General features: G+C 66.9%; 14 protein-coding genes. 6 read left to right on the top strand and 8 right to left on the bottom strand.

All coding sequences use genetic code 11. From position 1 onward, the window contains the following. Positions 1-163 precede the first annotated feature (163 nt). The 3 genes from Q0U08_RS11920 (at position 164) to Q0U08_RS11930 (ending at position 1756) form a co-directional block, all read left to right on the top strand. Positions 164-703 carry a YdcF family protein gene (locus Q0U08_RS11920; protein WP_298091629.1) on the top strand — a complete coding sequence of 180 codons (540 nt, stop codon included), beginning with the start codon at positions 164-166 and terminating at the stop codon, positions 701-703. After that, positions 700-1392 carry a 1-acyl-sn-glycerol-3-phosphate acyltransferase gene (locus Q0U08_RS11925; RefSeq protein ID WP_298091640.1) on the top strand — a complete coding sequence of 231 codons (693 nt, stop codon included), beginning with the start codon at positions 700-702 and terminating at the stop codon, positions 1390-1392. Before Q0U08_RS11920 ends, Q0U08_RS11925 begins: the two co-directional genes overlap by 4 nt. A 133-nt stretch (positions 1393-1525) precedes the next feature. Beyond that, complete coding sequence (locus Q0U08_RS11930; RefSeq protein WP_298091630.1) at positions 1526-1756, top strand: hypothetical protein; 231 nt, start codon at positions 1526-1528, stop codon at positions 1754-1756. Positions 1757-2409: 653 nt separating this feature from the next. On the opposite strand, the gene Q0U08_RS11935 is transcribed toward Q0U08_RS11930, so the two are convergent. Then, positions 2410-3321, bottom strand: a complete 912-nt coding sequence (locus Q0U08_RS11935) for a prephenate/arogenate dehydrogenase family protein (RefSeq protein ID WP_298091631.1) — start codon at positions 3319-3321, stop codon at positions 2410-2412. Further along, entirely contained in the window at positions 3321-4415 is a 1095-nt protein-coding gene (locus Q0U08_RS11940) for a histidinol-phosphate transaminase (RefSeq protein WP_298091641.1), read from the bottom strand. Before Q0U08_RS11940 ends, Q0U08_RS11935 begins: the two co-directional genes overlap by 1 nt. A 60-nt stretch (positions 4416-4475) precedes the next feature. Here Q0U08_RS11940 and Q0U08_RS11945 point away from each other — a divergent pair, with 60 nt between their 5' ends. The 3 genes from Q0U08_RS11945 (at position 4476) to Q0U08_RS11955 (ending at position 6714) form a co-directional block, all read left to right on the top strand. Beyond that, complete coding sequence (locus tag Q0U08_RS11945) at positions 4476-5609, top strand: homoserine O-acetyltransferase (RefSeq protein ID WP_298091632.1); 1134 nt, start codon at positions 4476-4478, stop codon at positions 5607-5609. Beyond that, entirely contained in the window at positions 5606-6196 is a 591-nt protein-coding gene (gene metW, locus Q0U08_RS11950) for a methionine biosynthesis protein MetW (protein ID WP_298091633.1), read from the top strand. The genes Q0U08_RS11945 and metW overlap by 4 nt, the downstream gene beginning before the upstream one ends. A gap of 119 nt (positions 6197-6315) precedes the next feature. Beyond that, a complete protein-coding gene (locus Q0U08_RS11955; protein ID WP_298091634.1) occupies positions 6316-6714 on the top strand; it encodes a response regulator in 399 nt (132 codons plus the stop codon). Here Q0U08_RS11955 and Q0U08_RS11960 read toward each other — a convergent pair. The 6 genes from Q0U08_RS11960 to Q0U08_RS11985 all read right to left on the bottom strand — a co-directional run. Then, positions 6701-8215 (bottom strand): PAS domain-containing protein, encoded by a 1515-nt coding sequence (locus Q0U08_RS11960; protein ID WP_298091642.1) that lies wholly within the window; start codon positions 8213-8215, stop codon positions 6701-6703. The genes Q0U08_RS11955 and Q0U08_RS11960 overlap by 14 nt on opposite strands. 31 nt (positions 8216-8246) lie before the next feature. Next, positions 8247-8822, bottom strand: coding sequence for a single-stranded DNA-binding protein (gene ssb, locus Q0U08_RS11965; RefSeq protein WP_298091635.1), 576 nt, complete (start codon positions 8820-8822; stop codon positions 8247-8249). Between the two features lie 18 nt (positions 8823-8840). After that, the gene (locus Q0U08_RS11970; protein WP_298091636.1) at positions 8841-10691 is read right to left on the bottom strand and encodes a ferrous iron transporter B; all 1851 of its coding nucleotides are present in this window, start codon (positions 10689-10691) and stop codon (positions 8841-8843) included. A gap of 1 nt (position 10692) precedes the next feature. Continuing rightward, positions 10693-10989, bottom strand: coding sequence for a FeoA family protein (locus Q0U08_RS11975; protein WP_298091637.1), 297 nt, complete (start codon positions 10987-10989; stop codon positions 10693-10695). Positions 10990-11043: 54 nt separating this feature from the next. Further along, a complete protein-coding gene (locus tag Q0U08_RS11980; protein ID WP_298091638.1) occupies positions 11044-11703 on the bottom strand; it encodes a COQ9 family protein in 660 nt (219 codons plus the stop codon). Continuing rightward, on the bottom strand, positions 11700-12400 hold a 701-nt coding region (locus Q0U08_RS11985), incomplete at its 5' end, for a DMT family transporter (RefSeq protein ID WP_298091639.1). The genes Q0U08_RS11985 and Q0U08_RS11980, both read right to left, overlap by 4 nt.

Raw genomic sequence — 12400 nt, forward strand, 5'->3', positions numbered from 1 at the left:
CGTCAGATGTGTATAAGAGACAGGCGCTGGGGTCCGAACTGCTCGGCAGCGTGGCGCTCGGCCCGGCGCAATGGCTGGTGCTGGCGCTGCTGCCCTTCGGCTTCGTCGCACTCGCCACGTTTGCCGCGCGGGTCGCGGTGCTCGGCCAATTGCGGCGCACGCTGTGATCGCGCGGTTCCTTGGGCTCCTCGGCATCGGCTGGTGCCTGGGGTTCGCCGCCTTCATGCTGATGCTGCCCCGCCCGCTGGAGGGGAATACGACCGACGCGATCGTCGTGCCCACCGGCGGCCCCGGCCGGATCGATCGTGGCATCGCCCTGCTGCGCGACGGCCAGGCCCGGCGCATGCTGGTCACCGGGGTCGCGCCCGGCGTCCGCCCGATCGATCTGGCGCGCACCTACAAGACACCGCGTGCGCTGTTCACCTGCTGCATCGATCTGGGCGCGGATGCGGTGGATACCCGCTCGAACGCGGAGGAAACGGTGCGCTGGGTTCGCGCGCACCGTTACACCAGCGTCCGGCTCGTCACCGCCGACTGGCACCTGCCGCGCGCGAAGATGGAGCTGATCGCGGCGCTTGGCCCCGGTGTCGTCGTGCTCGGCGACGGCGTGCCGACCAGCGATCCGCGGCTGGCGACGCTGGTCAACGAATATAACAAGCTGATCCTGCGCCGGATCGCATTATGGGTGGGGTTCGGGTCGTGATCGCGCTGCGCAATCTGGTGTTCGCCTGCATCTTCTATCCCGTGTCGCTGTTCTTCGCCGCGTCCGCGCCGGTCGCAGCCCTTGCCGGGCAAGCGGCGATGATCGACCATGCGACCCGCTGGACCCGGTTCCACAACTGGGCGACGCGCGTGCTGCTGGGCATCACCATCCGGGTGGAGGGCACGCGGCCCAGCGGCCCGGCCCTCTACCCCGCCAAGCATCAGGCGATGTTCGAGACGCTGGCCTTGCAGGCGCTGCTCGACGGCCCGGCGATCGTGCTGAAGCAGGAGCTGGCGGACCTGCCGATCTGGGGCTGGGCGGCGCGGCGCTACGGCGCGATCGTGGTCGATCGCGAGGCGTCCGCCCGTGCGCTGCGCGGCATGATGCGCGATGCCGCCGCAGCGGTAGCACTCGGCCGCCCGATCCTGATCTTTCCGGAGGGGACGCGCGTGCCCCCCGGCGAGCAGCCCCCGCTCAAACCCGGCTTCGCCGGCCTGTACCGCATGCTGAAACTGCCCGTCGTCCCCGTCGCTACCGACAGCGGCGTCGTCTGGCCGCGCAAGGGACTGAAGCGCCCCGGCGTCATCACGCTGCGCTTCGGCGAAGTCATTCCCCCCGGCCTGGACCGCGCCGAGATCGAGGCCCGCGTCCACGCCGCGATCAACGTGCTGGATCAAGCGTCCGTTTGATAAGCGTTTGAGCCAACGACGCGTTACCGCACCGGCGGAAATCGCCCTATTCGCAGACGTTCAATTGGCGAAGCCGGTTGCTTGGAAGCAGACGTTGGTGAAAAGCAGGGGCGTGTTCATTCGGGGTACGCCGATGCCGGAAAAGATCGACGATGAGGTGCTTGACTACCCACCTGCTTGGGCGGTCGCCAAAATCCTGACCCTCTCCGTCTTCATGATCGCGACTGCTGAGTGGTGGGTTCGGCGCTCGCCCTTGATGCTGGCGGTCGACCTACTTCTAGTTGGCCTCTGGTTGGCAATCCGGCGATTGAAGCCTGTGGATTATGATCCCAAATGGCCGCGCAAGCTGAGATACGAACCTTGATCCGCAAGGCAGCTTGAGCCTTTCAACGGCACATAGCGGACTGTTCGTTTCCTACCCAAGTTGCGACATTCGCAAGCGAGAATCGCCTTGGCCGGAAGCACCCATTTCTTGCCGCTCTCGAACCGGAATCGATTGCTCAATAGCGGCAGATTATTCAATTTCCGCCATGTCGAGAAGCTCAATAGCGAGGAACGATCTTGCATAAGTCTTGGTACGGAATTGCTGTCGCGTCGGTCGCCGCACTGACTGGCTGTGCAAATAATCGGGTTGGAAAGCCGCTTCTCACGGCTGTGGCAAGCGAACGCATCGCTAAACAATGCGGAGCAATGAGAAGTGAATACCTTCGAAACAAACGCCATCTTCCCAGTGCGACGTTTATACTGAGAGCCGATGAAGTGGTGGAAGAAGACGGACTCTCCCCCACGATACGTTGCATCGGCAAAGAGCTCGAGAGCTATCGACATACAGGGTTCGGGTTCCGCCCGAGCGGTTCCCCGCCAAATTGAACATCACAGCAAAGAAAGCGGCCGATCCGCTTTCCTGCCAATGGCAGACATCGGCGGCGCGGTAAGAGGCGATTTCTCGTTGCAGTGACTCGATTGACGAGCGGGCTGATCGTTTGCCTCAACGCAATCTCAAACAGCTCCCGCCCCCTATTCCCCGTGCGCGCGGCCGAAATCGGGCCGCGCATCGTCCTGCCCCTGGTCGATCACCCCGCGGCGGATCGCGCGGGTGCGGGTAAACAGGTCGAACAGCGTATCGCCGTCACCCCAGCGGATCGCACGCTGCAGCATCGTCACGTCCTCGGTCAGCCGCTGCAGGATCTCCAGCACCGCCTCCCGATTGTTCAGAAACACGTCGCGCCACATCGTCGGGTCGGACGCGGCGATGCGAGTGAAGTCGCGGAAACCGCCCGCGGAATATTTGATCACCTCGCCGCGCGTCACCTCTTCCAGGTCGGAGGCGGTGCCGACGATCGAATAGGCGATCAGGTGCGGCACATGGCTGGTCACCGCCAGCACCAGGTCGTGATGCTTCGGCGTCATCAGTTCCACCTGCGCGCCCAGCGCCTCCCAGAAGGCACGCAGGCGGATGACGGCGGCGCTTTCCGCACCGTCTTCCGGCGTCAGGATGCACCAGCGGCCCTGGAACAACGTCGCGAAGCCCGCCTCCGGCCCGCTATGCTCGGTACCCGCCACCGGATGCCCCGGCACGATCGTCGCATCCGGCAGCGCGCCGCGCAACGCAGCTAACACGCTCGCCTTGGAACTGCCGACATCGGTCACCACCGCGTCGGGGGCCAGGTCGTCGGCGATCTCGCCCGCCACCGCCGCCATCGCGCCGACCGGCACGCACAGGATGACCAGCTCGGCATCGACCACCGCCGCGCCCGCCGAATCGGCCACGTCGTGCGCGATATCCAGCGCCATCACCGTATCGCGCACGCCCGCATCGGCATCATAGGCGGTGACGGTCGCGCCCGGCATCGCCTTTCTCACCCCGCGCGCGATCGAGGAGCCGATCAGCCCCAGCCCGATGATCGAAACGCGCGCGAAGGGCAGCATCAGGCGCCGGCCAGTTCGCGAAGCGCCGCGACCACGCCGCGCGTCTCGTCCTCGGTACCGATGGTGATGCGCAGGCCGTGGCCCAGTCCCTGGCCGGGCAGCCAGCGGACGATATAGCCGGCGTCCATCAGCCCGTGATAGGCGCGCTCCGCGGTCAGCTCGCCCTCGAACAGCACCATCGAGAAATTGCCCTTGGACGGCACTGCACGCAGCCCCGCATTGCCGAGCCCTGCGATCTGCTCCTCGAACCAGCGCAGCCAGCGCGTATTGTGCGCCCGCGTGTCCTTGACGAAGCCGGTGTCGCGGATCGCCGCCACTGCGGCAGCCTGCCCCGCAATCGTGACGTTGAAAGGCCCACGGATGCGGTGCAGCGCATCGATGATCGCGGGCGCGCCGTACCCCCAGCCGATCCGCTCGGCCGCCAGCCCGTGGATCTTGGAAAAGGTCCGCGTGACCAGCACGTTGGAGGCGGTGCGCGCCAGCGCCATGCCGCCATCGTCCTCGCCCTCTTCCAGATATTCGGCATAGGCCTGGTCGAGCACGAGCAGCACATGGGGCGGCAGGCCGGCGTGCAGTCGCGTGATCTTCTCGGCATCGACGAACGTGCCCGTCGGATTGTTGGGGTTGGCGACGAACACTACGGTGGTCCGCTCGGTCACCGCCGCCAGGATCGCATCGACATCGGTCGCATAATCGCGGTCGGCGACCACCACCGGCGTCGCACCGACACGCCGCGTCGCGATCTCGTACACCGCGAAGCCGTAGCGGACATGGATGATCTCATCGCCCACGCCGGCATAGGCCCCCGCCGCCAGGTGCAGGATCTCGTCCGACCCCGTACCGTAGATGATCCGCTCCGGCTCCAGCTCGTGCACCGCGCCGATCGCCTCGCGCAGCGCGGTCGCGGTGGCATCGGGATAGCGCTCCAGCGAGTCCGCCGCGGTGGCGAAGGCCGCCCGGGCGTCGGGGCTGGTCCCCAGCGGGTTTTCGTTGGACGACAGCTTGTGAACCTTGCGGCCGTCATCGGTCGTCGAGCGGCCGGGGATATAGGGGGCAATGGCCTTTACCCAGGCCTTGGGATCGGGTGCGGTCATAGGGGCGGCATAGCGGGGCAGGTCTTGCGTCGCCAGCCCCGGCGGCCTAGCGGAACGCGCATGTCCGATGACGCGCGCTTCGGCCTTCTCCGCCATGTCCGCCTGCCTGGCCCGCTCCGGCTGGACGGCGGCGCGCTGCTGTCCCCGGTGGAGATCGCCTACGAAACCTATGGCACGCTGGACCGCCAGGGCAGCAACGCAGTCCTGATCTGCCACGCGCTGACCGGCGACCAGCATGTCGCCAGCGTCCATCCCCGCACCGGCAAAGCCGGCTGGTGGACGCGCCTCGTCGGGCCGGGCAAGCCGATCGACCCGGAACGCCACTTCGTCATCTGCGCGAACGTCATCGGCAGTTGCATGGGCTCGTCCGGCCCCGCCACGATCAACCCCGCGACGAACGCGCCCTGGGGCATGAGCTTTCCCGTCATCACCATCCGCGACATGGTGCGCGCGCAAAGCCTGCTGCTCGATCATCTGGGTGTCGGGCAGTTGAAGGCGGTGGTCGGCGGATCGATGGGCGGCATGCAGGCGCTCAGCTGGGCCGCCACCTTTCCGGAACGCGTCCGCGCCGTCGTCGCCATCGCCACCACCGCGCGCCACACCGCGCAGAACATCGCCTTTCACGAGGTCGGCCGCCAGGCGGTGATGGCCGATCCCCGCTGGCGCGGCGGCGAGTATTACGGGCATGACGATCCGCCCGCCGCCGGCCTCGCGGTCGCGCGCATGGCCGCGCACATCACCTATCTGTCGGAGGCTGGCCTCACCGAGAAGTTCGGCCGCCGCCTGCAAGCGCGCCCGGGTAAGCAGGATGGGGCCAAGAGCTTCGGCTTCGACGCCGATTTCCAGGTCGAAAGCTATTTGCGCCATCAGGGCCTCGCCTTCGTCGACCGCTTCGACGCCAACTCCTACCTCTACATCACCCGCGCGGTCGATTATTTCGATCTGGCCGAGGAACATGGCGGCCTGCTCGCCGGCGCCTTCCGCCAGACCGCGGCACGCTTCTGCGTGATCAGCTTCGACACCGACTGGCTGTACCCCACTTCGGCATCGCGCGGCATCGTCCAGGCGCTCAACGCGGCCGGCTCCGCGGTCAGCTTCGTGGAACTGTCCAGCCCCTACGGGCATGACGCGTTCCTGCTGGAAGCGCCGGAGATGAACCGGGTGATCGACGGATTCCTGAGGGCCGAGCCATGAGCGATCTGCGCCCCGACCTGTCGATCATCGCCCGCCACGTCGCGCGCGGCAGCCGCATCCTGGACGTCGGCTGCGGCGACGGCGCGCTGATGGCGGCACTCAGGGACGAGGCGGGATGCGATGCGCGCGGGCTGGAGATCGACGCCGCCAACGTCGCCGCCGCGGTCGCCCGCGGCCTCGCGGTGGTGCAGGGCGATGCCGATATCGATCTAGCCAGCTATCCCGATGCCAGCTTCGACTATGCGATCCTCAGCCAGACGCTGCAGACCGCACGCGCACCCGATATCGTGCTCGACCATCTGCTGCGTATCGGCCGCCGCGCCTTTGTCAGCTTCCCCAATTTCGCGCACTGGAGGGTGCGCCTGTCGCTGATGTGGGGCGGGCGGATGCCGGTGACCGAACTGTTGCCCGAACGCTGGTACGATACGCCCAACATCCATCACGTCACCATCGATGATTTCCGCGCGTTCCTGCGAGATCGCGGGCTGACGGTGGAGGGAAGCTGGTTCCTGTCCCGCAGCCGTCAGACCAGTGCGGCCGCCGCGAACCTGCGCGCCGAACATGCGGTATTTTTGCTACGTCGCTGATCACAAATTAATTTGAATCAAGTCCAATCCGGAACGAAACATAGATCAGCGCATTGCCTTGTCCGAGTATGAGGCACTGGTCCAAGGCCACGTCCTGTTGAACATTGGAACACACCGGCATGTCGAAAACCGCATTGATCGTAGAGGACGAGATTTTCGTTGCGCTCGATCTTGAACGCATTTTGACCGACGCCGGCTATCATGTCGCTGCCATCGCCGCCGACAGCGCGACCGCGCTCGAGGCTGCACCGAATTGCAGTTTCGCCTTTGTCGACGTCAATCTGCGCGACGGGCCGACCGGCCCCACCATCGCCCAGCGTATCTACGCCGACTATGGCGTAAAGGTCGTCTTCGTGACCGCAAACCCCGCACAGATCGACAACGCCGGCGGCGCGCTGGGCTATATTCGTAAGCCCTTCAGCGAACGGGCGATCCTCGCCGCCGCGGCCTTGTGCAGCGAGGCGGAGGGAGCCTGCGAATCGTCCGACCTCATGCCCTTCACCGTCAGCCGCGGCTGAACGCGGTCACCGGCACGGCGACCCGCACCACCAGTCCCTCCGGACGCCAGTCGCGCTCCACCGTGCCGCCCAGTTGCCGCACCGCGCTCAGTTCCACAAGTTGCGATCCGAACCCGGCATAAGCGGGCGCCGCATCCACCCGCGGACCGCATGTTTCCGTCCAGCACAGCACCACCCCGGCATCGCGATGGTCGATCTGCACCGTCACGCAGCCATGGTCGGTGGATAGCGCGCCATATTTGCTCGCATTGGTCGCCAGCTCGTGGAACAGCAATGCCAGCGGCGTGGCCGAGCGATCGTCGATCCGTACATCGTCGCCCACCACGCGCAGCCGCTCCATGCTTTCCTGCGCATAGGGCAGGAACAGGTCGTTCAGCAGGCCGTGCAGGCTGTCCTGCCGTGCCAGCGGCCGTGATGCGGCGCTGTGCGGCCGCACGAAATCATGCGCGCGCCCCAATGCGGTGATCCGGTCGCGCAGATCGGCGGCCAGCGCGGTGACGTGCGGATTGCCCCGCGCCGCAAAGCCGATCAGGCCGGAAATCACGGCGAAGATGTTCTTGATCCGGTGGCTCAGCTCCTGGCTGATCACCTCGCGCTCTTCCTGCACCAGCTTCTGTTCGTGAATGTCGGTGCAGGTGCCGAACCAGCGGGTGATCGCGCCGTCCGTATCCCGCAGGGCAAGCGCCCGGCCCAGCACCCAGCGATAGGTACCGTCGAAATGGCGCAGGCGATATTCGATCTGGTACGGCGCACCGGTTTCCAGGCTGTGCCGCCACACCGCCCAGGCCCGGTCCTGGTCGTCCGGGTGGAACATACCGTTCCACCCCTCGCCATCGGTCGATCCGGGCGGGGTGCCGGTAAACTCGTACCAGCGCGCATTGTAATAATCGTGGTAGCCATCGGGCAGCGTCGCCCACACCATCTGCGGCATCGCATCCGCCAGCGTCCGGAAACGGCGTTCGCTGTCGGCCAGCGCCTCGGCCTCGCGCTCGCGCGCCGCTTCCTGCTCACGCGTCGTCCGGCGATCCTCCAGCCGCGCCATGGTCAGGCTGGCCAGCACCGTCAGTCCCTGCCGCTGCAGCGCGGTCAGCCCCTCCGGGCGCGCCTGCGTATCCAGCACGCACAGGGCGCCGAGCGGAACCCCGTCATGCGACCGGAGCGGCATGCCTGCATAGAAACGCAGGTGCATGTCGCCGGTGACGAACGGGTGCTCGGCAAAACAGGGGTCGCGCGTCGCGTCCCGGATTTCGATCAGCCCGTCCTGCATCATCGCATGCGTGCAAAAGGACAGGCTGCGCGGCGGCGCCTCCAGGCCCTCGGCCCCGCTTTGCGCCAGGAACCGGGTGCCTTCCTCCTCGACCAGCGACACCAGCGACATCGGCGCCGCGCACAGGTCCGCGGCAAAGCGCGTCACATCGTCCAGCAGTCCCGACGCCTCAACCCCGCCGGGTGAATAAGCGTCGACGATCCTGGCGCGGTTCGGCGTCAGATCGTCGGACATGGTCATGCGAGAAAACTACCTTGTGCCAGGATCAGAACGGCACATCGTCGTCCAGATCGTCGGCGAAGCCGCCGCCCTGACTGAACCCGCCGCGACCGCCGGCGTTCCCGCCCTGCGATCCGCCGCCGCCACGCTGACCACCGGAGCCGCCACCCGACGATCCGCCGCCGCCATAGCCGCCACCGAAATCATCGCCGCCACCGGCCCAGTCGTCGCCGCCACCGCTGCGGCCACCGCCACCGCCCTGGCCGCCGCCCGGCCCGTCAAGCATGGTCAGCACCGAATTGAATCCCTGCAGCACGACCTCGGTCGAATAGCGCTCGTTGCCCGACTGGTCCTGCCATTTGCGCGTCTGCAACTGGCCCTCGATATAGACCTTCGATCCTTTGCGCAGGAATCGCTCGGCGACGTTGGCCAGGCCTTCGTTGAAGATCGCGACCGAATGCCATTCGGTCTTTTCCTTGCGCTCGCCCGAATTGCGGTCCTTCCACGATTCCGACGTGGCTATGCGCAGGTTCACCACCTTGCCGCCGTTCTGGAAGCTGCGGCTCTCGGGGTCGCGCCCCAGATTGCCGACGAGAATGACCTTGTTGACGCTGCCTGCCATGATGCCCCGAAACTTCTCTTACAGGCCGGCGAGCACCGCCAGCCAATAGGTGATACCGGCCATGATGTAGGCCGTGGCGAACAAATAGCCAACCATGAAGGCGGGCCACTTCCACCCGTTCGTCTCGCGCCGGGTGACGGCGATCGTGGAGATGCATTGCGGTGCGAAGACGAACCACATCAGAAAGGCGAGCGCGGTCGGCAGGCTCCACCGGTTCTTCAGATTCTCGGTGATCGCCTTCTGTCCGCCCTCGGCTTCCGGGTCGTCGATCGCGTAGACGGTGCCGATCGCCGCCACCGCCACCTCGCGCGCCGCCATCGCCGGGATCAGCGCCAGCGCGATGTCGCGGTTGAAGCCGATCGGGGCAACCACCGTCTCCAGTCCGTTCGCGATCCGCCCGGCCACCGAATAATCGACCGGCGAGATGCCGCTATTCTCCGGCGGCTTGGGGAACGACAACAGCGCCCACAGGATGATGGTGGTCAGCGCGATGGTGGTGCCCGCCCGCTTCAGAAAGATCAGCGCGCGGCTCCACAGCCCGATGCCGACGTCGCGCAGGTGCGGCCACTGATATTTCGGCATCTCCATCATGAAGCCCGAGGACTCGCCCTTGGTCACCGTCCGGCGCAGCACCAGCGCCGCGACAAAGGCCCCCACGATGCCCATCACGTACAGACCGAGCAGCACCAAGCCCTGCAGGCCGACCAAGGGCGCCACCTGCCGGTCCGGAATGAATGCCCCGATGATGATCGTGTACACCGGCAACCGCGCCGAACAGGTCATCAGCGGCGCGATCAGCATCGTCGTCAGCCGGTCCTTCTCGTCCTCGATCGACCGGGTCGCCATGATCCCGGGCACCGCACAGGCAAAGGAGGACAATAGCGGAATGAACGCCCGCCCCGACAAGCCGACATGCGCCATCAACCGGTCCATCAGGAACGCCGCGCGCACCATATAGCCGGACGCTTCCAGGATCAGGATGAACAGGAACAGGATCAGGATCTGCGGCAGGAACACCACCACCGCACCGACGCCCGCGATCAGGCCGTCGGTCAGCAGCGATCGCAGGAAGCTGTCGGGCATCACCGCGTCGATCCACCCGTCAAGGGCCGCGAACGCCCCCTCGATCCAGCCGATCGGTGCCTCGGACCAGGCGAACACCGCCTGGAACATCACGAACAGCAGCGCGATCAGCAGGATCGGCCCCGACACCGGGTGCAGCGCCACCGCATCCAGCGCATGGGTCCAGCGCCGCCCGGCGGTTTCCGATACCGTGGTCTTTGTCGCGATATCGCGCGCGCGACGTTGCAATGTCTTGATGTCTTCGGGGGCTTGCGCGTCGCGTGCCTGCCGCGTCGACACCATCTCGCCGACATGGGTGCGCAGCGCATCGATCCCGCGGCGGCGAACCGCCACCGTCGGCACCACCGGCACCCCCAGCTCGCGCGACAATATGTCGGGGTCCAGCGTCAGCCCGTCGCGCTCGGCCAGGTCGATCATGTTGAGCGCGATCACCACCGGCAGCCCCAGCGCGATCAACTGGAGCGCGAAGCGCAGGTGATTGTCCAGATTGGCGGCATCGACGACGACCACCAGCGCATCGGGGCGTCGTTCGCCCGCTTGCCGCCCGGTAACGACGTCGCGCGTCACCCGCTCGTCGGGGGAGGAAGGATCGAGGCTGTAGGCGCCGGGCAGGTCGACCAGCTCGACCGGACGGCCATCGTCCAGCACCAGCCGGCCCGAATGCCGCTCCACCGTCACCCCCGGATAATTGCCGACCTTTTGCCGGGCACCGGTCAGGGCATTGAACAGCGCGCTCTTGCCGGCATTGGGATTGCCGACCAGCGCGACCAGCGGTTGTGCGTGCATCCTATCGATTGCGATCCGGGTCGCCGGCCGGAACGGGCGCCACGCGGATCGCGGCGGCAACGCGGCGGCGCAGCGCCACCGTCATCCGCCCGATACGACAGGCGATCGGGCCGCCGCCCAGAAAACTGCGATGCAGCACCTCGACATCGACGCCCTCGTCGAACCCGAACTCGCGCAGGCGCCGTGCCTCGGGCTGGGCCAGTCGCTCCCAATCGATCGCGGCCACGGTCGCCTGACGGTGGCGCGGCAGCGAGATCAGGCTGAACCCGGCGGAATCGAGGATCGGTGCGGTGGCCATGCCCTTTACATAGACCGCCTGCGACTGATTATCAATTACCGGCTGTTAACGGGATCATATCGCCGGATAGCGCAACCGCCCGATGAAGCGGGACAGGCTGGGGCGATATTCCGCGCGGCGCAGCACGCCCGCCTTCAGCTTCTCGAACTGCATGATGCCGTCGATCCGCCGCGCCAGGAACGCGCGGGTGTCCGCATGGCCCTCGCTGTCCTCGTTCAGGAAGACGCTGATCGTCGCCGCATAGACGCCCAGCAGGATCGTGCGCTTGGTGTAATGATTGTAATCGGTCGCGGTGTCGCCGGCATGGCGCCAGATCGTGTCCACCGATCGCCAGCCCAGCCGCGTCGCTGCGCCCACGTTCTGCGGCATCGCCAGCACCGCCAGCGCACGGCGCAATGCCTCGCGCTCGGGCGCCAGCACCGCCAGCCGCGCCTCGACAAGTGCCTGGATACGCTGCCGGATCTTCATCGCGCGCACCTGTTCGACGGACACCGCCTCGACCATCGCCCGGTCGACGCTGTCGAACCACGCGTCGATCATCGCCACCGCGCCTCCCGCAAACGCCAGCCGCGCCACATCCCGGTCGATCCCCGCCGCCTCCGCCGCCATCTCCAGCGCATCGCCCGTCCACCCGTCGAACGCCGCGTTGCTCGCTATGCCGGGCGACAGGGCGGCGCGCACTTCGTCCAGCGTCATATCCACCACATCGCTCATGCCTCGCTCCTTCCCTTGCGGCGCACCAGCACCAGCGCCGCCGCCACCAACGCCACGCCCAGCAGATCGGGCCCGCCCAGCCGTTCGCCGTAGACCACCCAGCCGATCGCGCCCGCCACGATCGGCTGGACGAGCAGCGCGATACCGATGACAAGCGGGCTCAGCTTGCCCAGTGCATAGATCATCAGGCCCTGCCCGACCACCTGGCTGACCAGCGCCATCGCGATCAGCGCGCCCCAATGATCGGGCCAGATCCGCTCGCCCAGCACCAGGGCATAGACCAGCAGCGGCGCGATGCTCGCTACCGTCGACAGCGCCAGCGCGGGAACCGGCGCCACCCGCAACCGCACCCGCGCCATCAGGATGAAGTACACCGCATACAGCACGCCGGCCGCCAGGCACAGCAGGTCACCGACCAGATGCCGCGGGTCCGCCTGATACGACCGCCCCATCAGCAAACCGCCGCCCAGTGCCGCCAGCAGCAGCGCGAACGCCTGCACGCGGCTTGGCCATGCCCGCGCCACCAGAAAGCCGTAGATCGGGAAGATCAGCGTCGCCGAATTGCCGAACAGCGTCGCGTTGGCGAGCGTCGTTTGCCGAATGCCCAGATGCCACGTCCCCAGGTCACCCGCAAAGGCGATGCCGGACAGCAGCAGCACGCCCAGCAGCCCCCAACCGGGTCGCTGCCCCCGTACCC

Source organism: uncultured Sphingomonas sp. (assembly GCF_946477935.1).
Lineage (GTDB): Bacteria > Pseudomonadota > Alphaproteobacteria > Sphingomonadales > Sphingomonadaceae > Sphingomonas.

What these genes read in the sequence shown, in the direction of transcription:
- Q0U08_RS11940 (WP_298091641.1), bottom strand. Translation starts at nt 4,415, where the DNA reads ATGACCGCACCCGATCCCAAGGCCTGGGTAAAGGCCATTGCCCCCTAT.
- Q0U08_RS11960 (WP_298091642.1), bottom strand. Translation starts at nt 8,215, where the DNA reads ATGTCCGACGATCTGACGCCGAACCGCGCCAGGATCGTCGACGCTTAT.
- Q0U08_RS11980 (WP_298091638.1), bottom strand. Translation starts at nt 11,703, where the DNA reads ATGAGCGATGTGGTGGATATGACGCTGGACGAAGTGCGCGCCGCCCTG.
- metW (WP_298091633.1), top strand. Translation starts at nt 5,606, where the DNA reads ATGAGCGATCTGCGCCCCGACCTGTCGATCATCGCCCGCCACGTCGCG.
- Q0U08_RS11975 (WP_298091637.1), bottom strand. Translation starts at nt 10,989, where the DNA reads ATGGCCACCGCACCGATCCTCGATTCCGCCGGGTTCAGCCTGATCTCG.
- Q0U08_RS11945 (WP_298091632.1), top strand. Translation starts at nt 4,476, where the DNA reads ATGTCCGATGACGCGCGCTTCGGCCTTCTCCGCCATGTCCGCCTGCCT.
- Q0U08_RS11935 (WP_298091631.1), bottom strand. Translation starts at nt 3,321, where the DNA reads ATGCTGCCCTTCGCGCGCGTTTCGATCATCGGGCTGGGGCTGATCGGC.
- Q0U08_RS11930 (WP_298091630.1), top strand. Translation starts at nt 1,526, where the DNA reads ATGCCGGAAAAGATCGACGATGAGGTGCTTGACTACCCACCTGCTTGG.
- Q0U08_RS11970 (WP_298091636.1), bottom strand. Translation starts at nt 10,691, where the DNA reads ATGCACGCACAACCGCTGGTCGCGCTGGTCGGCAATCCCAATGCCGGC.
- ssb (WP_298091635.1), bottom strand. Translation starts at nt 8,822, where the DNA reads ATGGCAGGCAGCGTCAACAAGGTCATTCTCGTCGGCAATCTGGGGCGC.
- Q0U08_RS11955 (WP_298091634.1), top strand. Translation starts at nt 6,316, where the DNA reads ATGTCGAAAACCGCATTGATCGTAGAGGACGAGATTTTCGTTGCGCTC.